General features: G+C 44.7%; 13 protein-coding genes and 1 tRNA gene. 7 read left to right on the forward strand and 7 right to left on the reverse strand.

The annotated features are described in order from the left end of the window. The first annotated feature begins 475 nt into the window (after positions 1-475). From QZW82_RS00785 to QZW82_RS00795, 3 genes are all read left to right on the forward strand, one after another. Positions 476-820 carry a DUF6717 family protein gene (locus tag QZW82_RS00785; RefSeq protein ID WP_293142946.1) on the forward strand — a complete coding sequence of 115 codons (345 nt, stop codon included), beginning with the start codon at positions 476-478 and terminating at the stop codon, positions 818-820. 17 nt (positions 821-837) lie between these two features. Next, positions 838-2,187, forward strand: coding sequence for an LCP family protein (locus QZW82_RS00790; RefSeq protein ID WP_293142948.1), 1,350 nt, complete (start codon positions 838-840; stop codon positions 2,185-2,187). A 130-nt stretch (positions 2,188-2,317) separates the two neighbouring features. After that, a complete protein-coding gene (locus QZW82_RS00795; protein WP_293142951.1) occupies positions 2,318-2,842 on the forward strand; it encodes a pentapeptide repeat-containing protein in 525 nt (174 codons plus the stop codon). Between the two features lie 140 nt (positions 2,843-2,982). Here the strand turns inward: QZW82_RS00795 and QZW82_RS00800 are convergent, their stop codons facing one another. Together QZW82_RS00800 and QZW82_RS00805 are read right to left on the reverse strand one after the other, a co-directional pair. Beyond that, a complete protein-coding gene (locus tag QZW82_RS00800) occupies positions 2,983-4,236 on the reverse strand; it encodes an S-layer homology domain-containing protein (RefSeq protein WP_293142954.1) in 1,254 nt (417 codons plus the stop codon). A 596-nt stretch (positions 4,237-4,832) separates the two neighbouring features. Beyond that, on the reverse strand, positions 4,833-5,525 hold the full coding sequence (locus tag QZW82_RS00805) for a GDSL-type esterase/lipase family protein (protein WP_293142957.1): 693 nt from the start codon (positions 5,523-5,525) through the stop codon (positions 4,833-4,835). 79 nt (positions 5,526-5,604) lie between these two features. Here QZW82_RS00805 and QZW82_RS00810 point away from each other — a divergent pair, with 79 nt between their 5' ends. The 4 genes from QZW82_RS00810 to QZW82_RS00825 all read left to right on the forward strand — a co-directional run bounded on the left by QZW82_RS00810 (position 5,605) and on the right by QZW82_RS00825 (position 7,604). Next, positions 5,605-5,838 (forward strand): DNA-directed RNA polymerase subunit omega, encoded by a 234-nt coding sequence (locus tag QZW82_RS00810; RefSeq protein WP_106148190.1) that lies wholly within the window; start codon positions 5,605-5,607, stop codon positions 5,836-5,838. Positions 5,839-6,241: 403 nt separating this feature from the next. Next, positions 6,242-6,886 carry a hypothetical protein gene (locus QZW82_RS00815; RefSeq protein ID WP_293142967.1) on the forward strand — a complete coding sequence of 215 codons (645 nt, stop codon included), beginning with the start codon at positions 6,242-6,244 and terminating at the stop codon, positions 6,884-6,886. 241 nt (positions 6,887-7,127) lie between these two features. After that, the gene (locus QZW82_RS00820) at positions 7,128-7,493 is read left to right on the forward strand and encodes a DUF1818 family protein (RefSeq protein WP_293142970.1); all 366 of its coding nucleotides are present in this window, start codon (positions 7,128-7,130) and stop codon (positions 7,491-7,493) included. A 37-nt stretch (positions 7,494-7,530) separates the two neighbouring features. Further along, positions 7,531-7,604: transfer RNA gene (locus tag QZW82_RS00825), tRNA-Pro, on the forward strand. A gap of 86 nt (positions 7,605-7,690) precedes the next feature. Here the strand turns inward: QZW82_RS00825 and QZW82_RS00830 are convergent. The 5 genes from QZW82_RS00830 to QZW82_RS00850 form a co-directional block, all read right to left on the reverse strand. After that, entirely contained in the window at positions 7,691-8,848 is a 1,158-nt protein-coding gene (locus tag QZW82_RS00830; RefSeq protein ID WP_293142974.1) for a matrixin family metalloprotease, read from the reverse strand. An 818-nt stretch (positions 8,849-9,666) separates the two neighbouring features. Next, positions 9,667-10,293 (reverse strand): hypothetical protein, encoded by a 627-nt coding sequence (locus QZW82_RS00835; RefSeq protein WP_293142977.1) that lies wholly within the window; start codon positions 10,291-10,293, stop codon positions 9,667-9,669. 247 nt (positions 10,294-10,540) lie between these two features. Beyond that, positions 10,541-11,587, reverse strand: a complete 1,047-nt coding sequence (locus tag QZW82_RS00840) for a PDDEXK nuclease domain-containing protein (RefSeq protein WP_293142980.1) — start codon at positions 11,585-11,587, stop codon at positions 10,541-10,543. A gap of 320 nt (positions 11,588-11,907) precedes the next feature. After that, positions 11,908-12,453: a hypothetical protein gene (locus tag QZW82_RS00845; RefSeq protein ID WP_293142983.1), complete on the reverse strand. Its 546-nt coding sequence runs from the start codon at positions 12,451-12,453 to the stop codon at positions 11,908-11,910. Positions 12,454-12,768: 315 nt separating this feature from the next. Beyond that, the gene (locus tag QZW82_RS00850; protein WP_293142986.1) at positions 12,769-14,127 is read right to left on the reverse strand and encodes a cytochrome 450; all 1,359 of its coding nucleotides are present in this window, start codon (positions 14,125-14,127) and stop codon (positions 12,769-12,771) included. Positions 14,128-14,330 lie beyond the last annotated feature (203 nt).

The raw sequence follows: 14,330 nt of genomic DNA on the forward strand, positions 1-14,330 counted from the left end.
ATGAGTTTAATCTCACAAATTTACAGAAAATACAAGCATTTTTTAACAGCCTGACTATGCTTAACTGAACCGTATCGATCTATAATCTACGGTAAGAGGGCTGAAGCCCAACAACGTACTTCACTTCCTAAAAAAACTGGCGAAATATAAATAGTATGTGAGCATCTGTAGGGATACGACAATGCCGCCTAGCTCACAGAACAGCGAGTTTTAATAATTGGCACAATATTAAGAATTGTAGCAATTTATTTTAAATTGGTATTAAAACATAGCGCTCTAATCGGATTGTACACAACTTCCGCCCCACCGAATATAATGTATCAAGACTTGCATTTATAGCCTTTCTCAAAAAAATGAAGTATGACTGACAGCTCATATAATCACTTAAACCAAGAGGGCTGAAGCCCAACAACGTACCTGATCTTTCTGAGAATCGCTATATCCCCAAAAAACAAAATAAAAAGAGGAGAATACGATGTCAAATGCCATGATGGTAATTTTCCCCTATCGCGAACAGTACACCTGGGTTTTTGACGACGAGCGAGCCGGACTTGTCCGAGAACCATTTGTTCAGGGCGTCCCCGAAATGATTAACCTACTTGTCGCAGACATTCCCAATGCCGCTCAAGGTTTCCGACTATTATTTTCAGCCAATCCATTTCCCGGATATCAAGCAGAAATGGCTTGGTTTAAAGCAGAATACGGCGGTAACTGGTATCGGTGGGAAGCCAAAAATATGGAAGGCTGGCTGTGCCCGGCTTTGTTTAAATACTTTCTAGAAGCACCGCCCAAGTTTTATTGCAAAGCTGAAAAAATGTAATAATTAAAAGCAAGTCAATGAAAAACTTGTCAATCTTTAAAAGAAACTTTGTTAAACCAGCCGATCGCAAATCTAGACAAAAGCTCCAATTAGCACTATGTATATTTGGGCTATTTGTGCTAATTGTCACAGCAGCCATCTCCGCAGGAATTGGGGCAATTACCGCCCTCTTAGCGCCCGTCGAACCCCCAATTATTAGTAGAGTCCTAGACGCTACAGGCTTTAACTATATATCATCCAACCGCTCTGGATACCGCCTTTCGCGGCCTGTTAATATCTTAATCCTCGGAGTTGACCGCGTGCCGCACGCTGCCCCCAATTCCCGCAAGATTTTTAACGGCCGCAGCGATACAATACTTTTATTCCACCTGGATCCTAGAGATAAATCTATTAATTTGCTTTCAATTCCGCGAGATACAAAAGTCGAAATTCCCGGAATTCGCTTCAGCAAAATTAACGAAGCAAATGCTAGAGGAGGAGCTGTTTTGGCGGCGCGATTGGTGAGCACGATCGCGAACAATGCGACAATTGAAAGATACGTGCGAGTCAGCAGCGGTGCGTTTCGGGAATTAGTCGATTTGTTGGACGGAGTTGAGGTATTTGTACCTCGGGCGATGTCCTATACAGATAAAGCCCAAAAGTTAAGCATAAATTTAGCACAGGGATGGCAAAATCTCAACGGAGAACAAGCAGAACAATTGGCTCGATTTCGCAACGACGGTTTGGGAGATATCGGGCGAATTGGGCGACAGCAATCTTTAATTCAAGCTATTCGCAACCGCCTCACGAGTCCATCAATATTGGTGCGATTGCCACAAATTGTGCGATTGATGCAAAAATATGTAGATACAAACCTAAATTTTGAGGAAATATTGACGATCGCCAATTTCGGTTTGCAATTGGAGCGAGATAATTTTAAAATGGTGATGTTGCCGGGACGCTCTAGCTCATCACAAGGGGATTTGAGGAGTTATTGGATTGTGGATGTTGCTGCGCGCGATCGCATTATGACACAATATTTCAAACAAGGCGCAGCGGATTTTGCCCAAGGGCGAACCGCCAATCCCAGCCAGCCAGTTTCACCCAGCAGCCTCAAAATCGCCGTCCAAAATGCTTGTAGCAACCCAAAAACCGCCAAAACCGTCGCTGAATTTCTCAGAAAAAAGGGCTTTTCTAACGTATCTGTAGTCAAAGATTGGCCCGACAAGCAACGTCAAAGTCAAATTATTGTACAGCAAGGCGATTTAGAAGCAGCAAATCTTCTGCAAAAAACTTTAGGCTACGGTAAAATAGAGGCATCTTCTACTGGTGAAATTGAATCTGACTTGACACTTCGCGTCGGCGAAGATTTGGTAAAGCGATTTTAATTAGTCACAAGTGTTTGTAGTGAGGACTTTAGTCCTCTGATTTGAAAGAGGACTAAAGTCCTCACTACAAACCGATTTTATAGTTGTTGTTCGGTTCGGACATACTATCATTAGTTATTAGTCAATTACCATGAGTAAAAAATCTGTGAAAAGTGTATTCCGAATAGTCTTGAGCCTAATTATAAGTGTAGTCTTAGCCTTTGGGTGGGTAATGCTGAGTGCTACTCCGGCATTTGCGCTACCAAAAACCAATATTAATTATACAAATATTAACTTGTCCGATCGCGATTTCTCCAATTCTGACTTAGCCGGGGGAACATTCGTCGCCGCCGAGATGCGGGGAACTAACTTTCAAGGCGCTAATTTAACCAATGCGATTTTGACTAAGGGAGTTTTGTGGAAAGCCAACTTATCAGGTGCAAATCTCACCGGTGCTTTAGCCGATAGAATTACATTTGATGGCGCTGATTTGACGAATGCTAATTTCACCGAAGCAATTATGACTCGCAGTCGTTTTTTTGATGCTGCCATTTCCGGGGCTGATTTTACCGACGCAATTATCGATGCTTATCAAGTAACAATGATGTGCGAAAAAGCAGATGGTGTCAATCCCGTGACGGGAGTTTCTACGCGAGAAAGTCTGGGATGTTCGTAGAAATTTTGATTTAAATAAGACTGAATAAAATGGGTTTGTAGTGCGGACTTTAGTCCGCATTATGCGGACTAAAGTCCGCACTACGAACCTTGTTAAGTCAGCATCACTGATATCTGCTACATCCGCTGCCGAAATTGCTTCTACCGAGTGCGACAAATGCCTGTATTTGCAGTACCCAATACCAAGTCAGAATTCACCAACAAATCTAAATCGGTGTCGGGATTAACAGCATACAAATCGACTTTATCTCTACCTAAAAATACCCCAACCAAAGTCCCGACTCCCGCACCGCCGAGTACCTCTTCAGTTGCGATCGCCCGATCGCCCGTAACTCCCGCAATCGCCGCCGCCGCTGCTGCACCCAAAGCCGTGTTCTTAATCAGATTACCAACATTCACGCCCTTCGTCACACTTTCTTTGCGAGTAATCACCTGCGAAGTAGCATTCAAAGGCACCCTGCTACCGTTGATGATACTCAATTCTTGTGCCACAAACTGAACGCCCTCAGCAGTCGATCGCAATTCACCGCTAATTTTCGAGCCTTCGGGTATCATAACCTTGCCATTACTCCCTGCGACATCCTCCGCCACAGTCAGCGTAATCGGAGACTTGTCATTGGGCGCGAGCAAAATCTTGCCTTTGGCGTACTCGATGGGAATAGTCACCCCGCTGGGAATTTTCACAGCCACATTCTGGCCAATATCAACCTTAGCAATGTAAGGAGAATTAATTGCTCTTGCTTGATTGGTACTGACTAATGTTTGATAGATAAAAGCAGCTACTTCCGCCCGCGTCGCTGACTGGTTTGGTTTCAGAGATTTAGGATTGGGATAGCTGACAACCAACTGTTTTTCAGTAGCAGCAGCCACACTTTTCACAGCATAACTTTGAATCTCACCCGCATCATTATAGTAGCTGAGAACATCTTGAAAATTGCAAGTAGGCTCATAACCCAGTCCGTTATTTAAAGCCACTACAACTTGAACGCGAGGAATCTGCTGTGATGGCCGAAAAACATTGCCGGGATAGCCAGACATCCATCCCATTTCATAAGCTTCGGCGATCGCCCCCCGCGCCCAAAAATTAGACGGAACATCGACAAAACCTATAGCAGCGCGAGTTTTCGCCTTTTTCACAGAACGGATCATGGCTGCGAATTCTGCCCGCGTTACCAGTGCATCCGGGCGGAAAGTGCGATCGGGAAATCCCTTGATAATTCCTCTTTCCGACAAATCTTGAATAAAGTCTTTTGCCCAATAGTTATTACTAACATCTGAAAAAGCTGTCTGAGCAAAAGCAGGCGCGGGAGCGAGCATCGGCGCTGCGCTTCCAGCAACAGTTCCCAAGGCTAATAAAACAGATGTGCCGAATTTAATGCGTTGAAATACAGACATTTTTGATTCTCCAATTTACACAAGTTTTTTATTGAGAAAAAAGCAAGCCTTTGTCCGGCTATTTATCGTTGATTGATTCTTGCCTAGCTTGCTATGAGTGCTCAGTGATGTCATCATTATTAAATGCTTTTATTTGTGGCGAGGGGAAGATACGGTCTTTTAAAATAAATATTTTTATGCTAGTTGGTCGATTTTAAAATGCTTAAATTCCTTAAAATCCTTATATTGCTTATCTTCCTTATCTACCTGGAAGAAAGGTACGTAAAAGGTATGTAGTTGCGCTTCAGCGCTCTCTTAGGTATGTAGTTGCGCTTCAGCGCTCTCTTAGGTATGTAGTTGCGCTTCAGCGCTCTCTTAGGTATGTAGTTGCGCTTCAGCGCTCTCTTAGGTATGTAGGAAAAAGCACTTACATCACAAAAACTTACCTAGACTAACGACTAATAGTGAGTAACCGTTCGCAAATTGTCACATCTTTAAATGGGATATCGGAAAGAGCGCTTAAGCGCAACAACGTACCTAGATAAAGGTATGTAGTTGCGCTTAAGCGCTCTTTTGAGATCTAGGAAAGAGCGCTAAAGCGCAACAACGTACCTAGACTAATGACTAATAGCAAGTAGCGGCTCCCAACTTGTCACATCTTCAAATAAACATTGATAACCGGCTGCATTGGGATGGAGACCATCCGAAGTCAGACAAGAACGCCACCAAATATTACCGCGATCGATCCATTTATCAAAAATATCTAAATAGGGAATTCCCCGTTCCAAACAAGCTAACTTCGTGGCTTCTTTATAGCGATATTGGTCAGCGTGATTGTAGTACAAACAATCTTGAAAAGGCATTTTGGTTTCATCCACCGGCACCATCCCGACAAATATCACCGGACAAAGTTGTTGCGATATGTTTAACAAATTATCCAAAACAGCTTTAAAATGTTCAAAATCAGTATAGCTGCGCCCAGTAGGCGACTGCACCCTCGCCGTATCGTTGAGGCCTACCGACAGAATAATCGCATCTGGGACGCGGTTTCTGAGCTCGCCGCGGTGTTTAAACTCGTTTTCGAGCCGCTGGGCGACTTGATAGGTGCGATCGCCCCGAACGCCCAAATTATATAAAACGTGTCCTGCACTCTCCGTTAACATCCACTGTCGCCGCAATCTTTCCACCCAACCCCCGCCTACACCGTCGCCGAAACCGTAGATTAAACTGTCGCCGAAAGCAACCAATTTGAGGGGATGAGAATTTACCCGATGTAAGTTACCAAAGGAATAGGCTGTTGTTGCCTGCATAAGCAATGATACTCAGTTAGTAATTTTGAATCTTCGCATACTAGACTAGAATGTAACATTAGATAAAGTAGGTAATCTCATGGTTAAGCGTCCAACCTTCGATTCAACTCAGCTAACCCGTCGGGCAGAAGAGTTGATCGGTGCTGCATCCAACCGCTATCGGATTACGGTGCAAGTGGCGAACCGCGCCAAACGCCGTCGCTATGAAGATTTCGAGAATATGGACGACACTCAAATGATGAAGCCTGTGATGCGGGCGATATTTGAGATGTCGGACGAACTCACTCAGCCGGAAATTATCGGGGATATCTAGACTTGGGGAGTTTTGAGTGGTGAATTTCAACAATTTTTGTTAATTCAAAACTCAAAACTTTCTTCAAATAGACTGGCGCGACTGGCCAAAAAATCCGGTTGATTATATAACAATCCTAAATGATTTGTGAATTTCTTACTCCCTCCCCTTAATAAGGGGAGGGTTGGGGTGGGGTGAAAAACTTTACGACTCATGCAAAGACTTCTATATCTACCGAAGAGAGGTAGAAATATATAGACAAGGGAGTGTCCGCCTCGCACTCTTAAAAAACTATCTTCACCAAATCGCGATGAACCCAATCGGGTTGATTTTGGGAAAGTCCTCAAATCAGAAATTAGGATATCTGCTGGTAGGTGAGCTTAGGGAATTATTCTATTTTTGAATTGAAATTATTGTCAAAACCGTGAAAAAGAAATTCAAGCTGGGCTTCAGTTTTCTGCTAGTTACTTTGAGTGTGGCGATTTTTACGCTTTTGAGTGGGGTATTGGAATCGGGCAAATTAAGTGTGTCGGCTTTGGAACCTTCGCTGCTGCGCGGTTCTGGGTCTAGAGAACTGGTTGCTCAACAATCGGCGCCACAGCAATTGAGGGCGCAAGATGCGTGGAAATTGGTGTATGAAAAAGTGCCTGATTTGCCGATCGAGAATAACTACATTTCTAAGGAAACCGGCAAAGTAGATCCCAACAATACTTTAGTCGGGCGTTTGATTCGATATCACGTGTTTGTCAAAGGAAGGCCGCCGAATTACCGTTTTGATTGGAAGTTGAGTTTGGCTGACTATCTGGGGGCGACTCCCGATTATTTGGTGGAAGGCGTGTATCCGGGAAAAGATGTTTTGCGAGAAAATCCGATGGAACGCGATCGCGCGGCTATTCAAAGTTTAAATAGAAAACAGCGGGATGCTTTGGTTCAAGCTTTGGTTGATGTTTTTACCGAAAATTCGGGGCCATCGCGCACACCGGCGGCGGGCGAAACACCAAAAGGGCGCGAGACTTCCCCGGAAATACCGCAGCCGCAGCCGGGAGATGCAAAATTGCTCGCACCTTAAGATTTTATTGAATATCAAATTTAGCTTAAATCTCGCAGATTGGTTTGTAGTACGGACTTCAGTCCGCTATCCGGCTGCGGAATGGGAGGGCGCACGCGCGATTGGTTTGTAGTACGGACTTCAGTCCGCTATCCGGCTGCGGAATGGGAGGGCGCACGCGCGATCGGTTGTTGTTATGGTAATCGACCGGACATGATATAAGTCCTAAAATCCAAAATCCAAAATCTAAAATCTCTCAACAATGGAACGTGTAATTAAGACGGGTGTTGGCTGGCGTTTGGGATGGAACCCAAACGCAGAAGAGTTTCAGGGTTTGGTGGCTGGGGACGGTTGGGCGATCGAACTCACCGAAGCCGAGTTAAACGACTTTTGCCGGTTGTTGGGACAATTAGCCGCCACAATGAGTCAAATGGCCTCTGAGCTCATGGACGAGGAAAAAATCGCCATTGAAGCCGAAAGCGACTTGTTGTGGGTGCAGTTAGAAGGCTATCCCCAAGCTTACAGCGTGCAGTTGATCTTGAATGCTGGTAGGAGGTGCGAGGGTTTTTGGGCGGCTGCTGCGGTTCCTAGTTTGGTGCAGGCAACCAAAGTTTTAAAAGTTTTTTGACTTTTTCTGAGATTCTATGCTAAGGTGTTAAAGCTGTCGGGGCGTAGCGCAGCTTGGTAGCGCACTACTTTGGGGTAGTAGGGGTCGTGGGTTCAAATCCCGCCGCTCCGATTGTGATAAAGATCGTGATAAAACCTTCTCGTTTGAGAAGGTTTTGTTGTTTTTATGGGTGAGTGTAATTGCGATCGACAACCCCCTCAAGAAAGCATCACTGAGGCCTCGCCAGCAGAAAAGTTAGAGTACAAGCGGATTCTCAACACATACCGCCGACCTTGATAAAGCCGAACAGTAATTTGTGAATTCAAGTCTGTGCCACTGTCGTCGTCACCATCAACATACTTCAAATCACCGTTTTGATCCTCGAACAGAACCATTACTGTATCTGCTTTTCCGAAAGTCGCAATTGTATAGCTTCGGGTAGCATCCGGGTTGATCGCAAAGTTTTTCTGTTCAGCAGGCGCGAGGGACAGAATCTCCGAACGGAACGGTTTAAGCTCAGTATACTTCGAGTCATCAAGCGGGGGATAGAACAATCGTACCTGGGACAAATCCTGCTCGGAAAGTCCGCCAGCCGGGTTTAATCCCTTTTGGTACTCCACGGGTTTCTGAATCAGTCCCCCTGCAAAACCGTAGTGCATGATTGAGTTGGGATCCCACTTTGAACCCTCAACTTCTCCTACTCCAAGCTTTTGGAGCACATTGTAAAAAGTTGTATCTCGATCCCAATTGTTAGGAGCAGCACCAAAATATTTATAAACAGCTTCTTCGTCCCATACGATACCTGCAAAGGGGTTTTGGTGTTCGTGAGGGAAACCTAAGGTGTGGCCAATTTCGTGAACGGGGACATCTACCCCACGGGGATCTTGCCGCAGATCCCAGCCAAAGTTCATGGTTCGCTCGCCCTGCTTAGGAATACTGAGCACATCGCGGCCAAGATATGACCAGGCTCCATCGTCTTGCACAAAGCCGATTCGGATCTCTGCTTCGCCGATGTTCCGAACCTCCTCAAACTTGATACCAATCCCTACCTTTTTCCACACCTCAAACCCCTGACGGACAATCTCCTTCTGCTCGTTCGGGCCTGAATTTGGGCCGCTCTCAAAAAAGTAATAACGTAATTTTGTACCGTTAACCCACTTCTTGCCGATGTACCGTATGAGACGAGCTCGATCCGGCGACACACTTGCATCCAAGATGCGTGGAGCAACCTTTGGCATAGCACAAAAATGTTGTGCTTTTTGACTATATTCTCCGACACCCAAGTCAACTTGGATTCCGAGCTTAGCTTCAATTTGTTCGATGCGTTTTAGTAATTGCTCAACTTGATTCGAGTCGATTTCCGAAAGTTTAGTCATGACAAATTCCTCAAAAGTAAATGCCTAGAGACTGTAAATCCCAAGGCGTACTGAATTGCTGAAAAATTATTCCAAATAACCAGCGATGCTTGAGAATATTTATTTCGATCTACCTGAATCAGGTGTGAACGCAGTAGATTCAGGAAATAGAAACGGCAACGATGTCAGGAATGACCCAGACAAATGCGAGTTCCCGAGCTTGTGCAAACAAACTTAAATCCTTGTGAAACCAAGATTTTTTGTGAGGTTCATCTGTTGGGCAGGATAGATTTCCTGCCTTCAACATCCCCAAAGGAGATGGCGCTCCCGCTGTACAAGGAAGGAACTTTTATTCTCCCATTCTAGCTTCAATTTTTCCAGTGTAAACAATTCACACTGCGGAGTTTTTAGCTCCTAGCCTAAAAACCTTGATTTACCGGAAAGGCGATCGCACAATCGCCCTGAAACCCTTATGCTACGGTTCGCAATCAAACAATATGCGAAGTATTGCTCTCATCCTCTTCAAAATAAACTTTGCGAACAATACGACGATCCGCGTATAGGATTATTACGATATTGCAACAAATTATTAAGGGCAGCCTCCCCAATTTTCCCAAGGCAACCATCACAGCAACCCTCGGGGTTTGTAAAGTTTTTTGTGCAGATGCTCCCGATGTTTTGGTAGGGAGCATCTTATTTTCGCAAACAGCACAATTTCTTTTAGTGCTGTTTGCGATCGCTAGCTGAACCGTATATAGCAATCTTTGCAGGAGTCGTTGTAAAATTTTAACCCCACCCCAACTCTCCCCAAGGCATCGGGGAGGGAGTAAGGACTTCTTTTAGACAAAACCAGGAAATTTCTCACTCAAACTTTGAGAGAAATAATGCTGACACCAAAATTCTGCTACTTCTAACAACATCGGTATAGATTCAGAAGTTATACCTGAACCATACTGCGGGCCATAACGTTCTACGTATTCTTTAGCTAGTTTATAGATCCAATAAGGAAAATCGTTCTCTGCAAAACAACGCAGTGCATAGTCTAATTTTAGTAAATTTCCACTGCGAACAAAATGTACTGTTCCCCAGGCAACATTACGACGATCGTCTCCTTGTAGGCCGTTAATTGTTCTCAATAAGTTACGGATAGAATGCTCGCCTTCATTACTAGGATTTTCTAGGTAAATTTCCATTGTGGCGATTCCTTCAGCTATTACCTGTTTGTGCACTTCCCATTCTTCTTCAGGGTAGTGTTCGGGACAAGTAGTCTGATTCATATCTTGTTGCACTCGTTTCGCAATATAAATCGCAAATTTTTCAGCAGCAACTTGCTCGGTACACAAACTTTTGATACTTGTCAGCCTGGTTATGGAAATAGCAAGCCGAGTTTTTTCAGCTTCCTTGGCTGTTTGAACCCATTTCTTGATTTTAGTGGCAATAGGAGCTTGTGAAGTTTTTGGTTTCATTTTAATTGATAGAATGCACAAGTTTTGTCGTAGGTTTTTTTAGATTGTACACAAACCTATGTCATAGATGGCGATCCTAAATAATTTTCTATGTATGTAGCAATCCTTGCATGAGTCGTGATTTTTTTACCCCACCCCAGCCCTCCCCTTGCTAAGGGGAGGGAGTAAGAAATTCATAATCGTAGTGTCGGAATGTGCTGTTAAATATTGTCGAATGCTATCTCATAAACCATTTCATTGTTTTTTTTCATAACTCCTCCTCAATCTCCAAATCCACGGCTCCTAACTCAGCTTCCAACTGCTCAAAAGTCGGCAAACTCCCCTGTAACTGTTCCGGTAAAGTCTCCCGCAATTGATACGTCGAAACCCCGATCGCCTTATTCATGTCTCGCAAGGAATATTCGACAATCTTCTGCTTTTTATTCTTGCATAAAATCATCCCAATAGTCGGCATATCGTCCCGGTGTTTGAGTAAATCATCCACAGCCGAAACGTAAAAACTCATCTTTCCCGAAAATTCCGGCTTAAACGCTTCCACCTTCAAGTCTATTACCACAAAACAACGCAACCGTAAATGATAAAACAATAAATCCATATAAAAATCTTCGCCTTCAACCTCTAGATGATACTGACTGCCCACAAACGCAAACCCTACTCCCAACTCCAGCAAAAAATCGCGGATTCGTTCAATCAAAGCCTGCTCTAAATCGCGTTCTTGTGCTGCTTTACCTAAACTGAGAAACTCAAAATTATAAGGGTCTTTAAATAACTGTTGAGCCAGTTCTGATTGCGGATTTGGCAGAGTGCGAGAGAAATTAGTATCAGCTTTCCCTTGCCGCCGGTATAGCCCACTTTCTATCTGATGAACTAACACATTTCTACTCCATCCTTCCTCGATAGTTTGTCTTGCATACCATAGACGTTCCTCTGTGGATTTAACCTTTTCCATTAAGGCAATATTGTGATACCAAGTAATTTGTGCAAGCACCTCTTGCACAAATTCAAAATCCGGGTAAGTTTCCGCAAAACTCCTCATATATTTAAGATTGCGAGATGAAAAACCCTTCATTTCACGAAAAGCTTTTTGCAAGTCAGTCGCCAAAGTGTCTATAACTTTAGTACCCCATCCTTGCTGCTGTTGCCGATTTAAAATATCCTGTCCAATTTGCCAATAAAGCAACACTAATTCTCGGTTAACAGAAACTGCTGCCCGTACTTGAGCATTGCGGATGCGTTCTTTGAGTTCCCGCAGGAAAATATGATAATCTTCTGGAATTGATAAACTATCCACCATAGTCTAAACCCCACATATTTTATTAAATCTCTGCTGTCAATCCTTAACTTAATATCTCACATAACACAACAAATGAGAGGGTGAATAATGTTTTTGTGATAATTATTTACGTGTTTAAGATTGTATTAGTCTGATTAGTAGGTTTAATATCAAATCCGGCTGTACCGGAATAATTAAACCGCAGAGGGCGCAGAGGACACAGAGGGAGAGAATGGAGAGATGAATCACCTGATGATGAAGAGCGGATTTGATATAAATTCCGGTACTTCGATCGCAAAAACCCGCCTTATTCAGCGGGTTTAGTAGTTGTGGTAAAATTTTCATTCTTGAGCAATAATTAAACAATCACTGCCAACTTTCGACAGAAAATCAGGAAATGCTGCTGTGGGGCTGCTATCTTTGTTGACGACTCTGCGGAGTGTATAGCCTTTTTCAGGAGCTCTGCCGAAAAACGAGTTTCTGCGATCCCAGATATCCCCATTGGGAGTGTTCGGATCGCGATCGATCAAAAAATCCATAATCCACGGCGGTACAGAGAATCCAAACGCGATCGGCGTGATGTGCCCGTGCTGCAAAGTTGCATCCGTGAAGCGAAACAAGTAGCTGAAGCGAGAAATTTTGACGGCATACAGCAACATCCGTCCCGCCATTGATGAATGAAATGTCCAGACAACTGGTTCATAAATCCGCAGCAATAACGTCCGTTGGCTGGGATTCCATTCTGAATTGGACATCGTCAGACAATAGTCTGGCAAAATATTCCCATCCATAAAGAAGATGCCTTGGAGGGCTTCGGGGAATTCGGGTGGATGTTCTGCTTTCATCCAAGTTGCGATATCTTTTTGTTTCTTTGTTTCGATTAACATGGTATTATTTAACCTCGAAAATATTTGTGATTTCGCGCTCAGTTAGATAACCAAAATTAGGTTCGTAGTGAGGACTTTAGTCCTTCTTCGGACAAGGATAGAGGACTGAAGTCCCCACTACAAACCTGTCCAGTTAGATAATCCAAATTAGGTTCGTAGTGAGGACTTTAGTCCTTCTTCAGACAAGGATAGAGGACTAAAGTTCTCACTACAAACCTGTCCAGTTAGATAACTAAAATTAGGTTCGTAGTGAGGACTTTAGTCCTTCTTCGGACAAGGATAGAGGACTAAAGTCCTCACTACAAACCTGATTAATTACTGTTGCAAATTAGGTGCCGAAGCTCGTCTCACTTTACCAACGGTACTAATAACATCCACCAGCATCTTCAGTGCGATATCTTTAGCTGGGCAAATCCGTCCCGCACTTCGATCGCCCACCGCATGAAAACCCATGTGATAAGGGCACAAATTCTCGCGCTTAGGATTGAATTCGTACACCGTAGAACCCCAGAAACTCGCGTCTAGATGCCCCAAACTGAGCGGTATCAGTACCTTTGTTCCGGCGGGGAAAGTGCGCTGTCTGCCCCCGATCGTGGCGGTAAATGGCTCTGTCGCCACTCGGTGGGTAGCGCTGACGGGAGCCCAGAGGCGCCCGCATTCCAACAGGAAAAGCTCGATCGACTGGCGATCGTCCAAATCAAGATCGTCCCAAAAATCCGTCGGATTAATGTCAGCCGTCTGTGTTCCTTTATACGCCGGGAGAGGACGGTATCCCATAGCCGTGTAGCCTAGGTGCAGGGGGCCTTGCAGTCCCGCTATCCCCATAATTGCTGTCATCAGCTTTGCCAATTCCCGCTTAGTCATGCCGTTGTATTCCGAGCTCACATCGAAGTCGGCTAGGGCGGGAGAATTTTCGTAGATAGTCGCCGCGCGCTCGATTAAAGCCGACAAATCCCCGTGTCCAAACAGGTTCAGGCTTTGCAGCAGGCTGCCCGCGACGGCGAAGTAGTGCGCGGGGCTTTGGCGGATGTAATGTAAATCGGTGAGAAGTTCGATCGACTCTTTGTCATCTGGGTTAATCCCAAAAATTACGTAGTGCAAATATGGAACTAAAAATCCCATCCAACCGCGCCTGACATCGGTAAAAAATGTTCCCCCCGCACCGTGCGACATCTCGGTATAATCTGATGCTAGGCGATCGAGCAACCGCCTGCTGATTTCGTCTGCTTGGCGATCGGTTGTCGCGCTGTTGAAGAGATACTTCTGCATACAGCTTCGGAAGGCTGCGTGATTGCTGCTACCGTCTGGTTCGCGATCGGACAAAGACAGCAGGAAAAGGTTCCTACCGCCGACATCTTGGTTGGGGGAGAGATCCGGATCGAGCACAGAAGTACCCAGCCGCCATCCGCGCGCCTGGGGCGATGTGAGTGCTTCTTCGAGTGTTGCAAACTCTCCCATCACCACTTGTCCCGCGCAGCAAAAATTAGCCCCGAAAGCCAGCCGTTTTATTGGCAAATAGGTGGGTTCGTTGGCAATTAAACCCTCGATCAGGGCGATCGCTGGCAGCATCGTTTTGCTGAGGCCCTCCTGGGGGTTTTCCAAAGCCCAAACCTGAAACTCATTCAGGGCCGGGTTCATCAGCGGTGAGAAAATAGTATCTAAATTTAGGTTCACGATCTTCCTCCGAGTTCTTTAGGCTTTAACACGCTACGCATTTAGCAGCAAGAGAGTATTGAACCCTTATTTACCGGGATTTCAGACCCTCAAAGATTGCCAAAATCAGTAAGTACAACTATAGCCATCTTTATTTGTAAACGTCGTGGCAATATAGATTAATTCTACTGAATATGTCTGCGCTCAAGTCTAGCCTTATTCCG

It is taken from the genome of Microcoleus sp. bin48.metabat.b7b8b9.023 (assembly GCF_013299185.1).
Lineage (GTDB): Bacteria > Cyanobacteriota > Cyanobacteriia > Cyanobacteriales > Microcoleaceae > Microcoleus.

Excerpts from the sequence above, each read along its gene's own strand:
- QZW82_RS00790 (WP_293142948.1), top strand. The coding sequence starts at position 838 with ATGAAAAACTTGTCAATCTTTAAAAGAAACTTTGTTAAACCAGCCGAT.
- QZW82_RS00845 (WP_293142983.1), bottom strand. The coding sequence starts at position 12,453 with ATGTTAATCGAAACAAAGAAACAAAAAGATATCGCAACTTGGATGAAA.
- QZW82_RS00805 (WP_293142957.1), bottom strand. The coding sequence starts at position 5,525 with ATGCAGGCAACAACAGCCTATTCCTTTGGTAACTTACATCGGGTAAAT.
- QZW82_RS00810 (WP_106148190.1), top strand. The coding sequence starts at position 5,605 with ATGGTTAAGCGTCCAACCTTCGATTCAACTCAGCTAACCCGTCGGGCA.
- QZW82_RS00800 (WP_293142954.1), bottom strand. The coding sequence starts at position 4,236 with ATGTCTGTATTTCAACGCATTAAATTCGGCACATCTGTTTTATTAGCC.
- QZW82_RS00830 (WP_293142974.1), bottom strand. The coding sequence starts at position 8,848 with ATGACTAAACTTTCGGAAATCGACTCGAATCAAGTTGAGCAATTACTA.
- QZW82_RS00795 (WP_293142951.1), top strand. The coding sequence starts at position 2,318 with ATGAGTAAAAAATCTGTGAAAAGTGTATTCCGAATAGTCTTGAGCCTA.
- QZW82_RS00785 (WP_293142946.1), top strand. The coding sequence starts at position 476 with ATGTCAAATGCCATGATGGTAATTTTCCCCTATCGCGAACAGTACACC.
- QZW82_RS00820 (WP_293142970.1), top strand. The coding sequence starts at position 7,128 with ATGGAACGTGTAATTAAGACGGGTGTTGGCTGGCGTTTGGGATGGAAC.
- QZW82_RS00840 (WP_293142980.1), bottom strand. The coding sequence starts at position 11,587 with ATGGTGGATAGTTTATCAATTCCAGAAGATTATCATATTTTCCTGCGG.
- QZW82_RS00835 (WP_293142977.1), bottom strand. The coding sequence starts at position 10,293 with ATGAAACCAAAAACTTCACAAGCTCCTATTGCCACTAAAATCAAGAAA.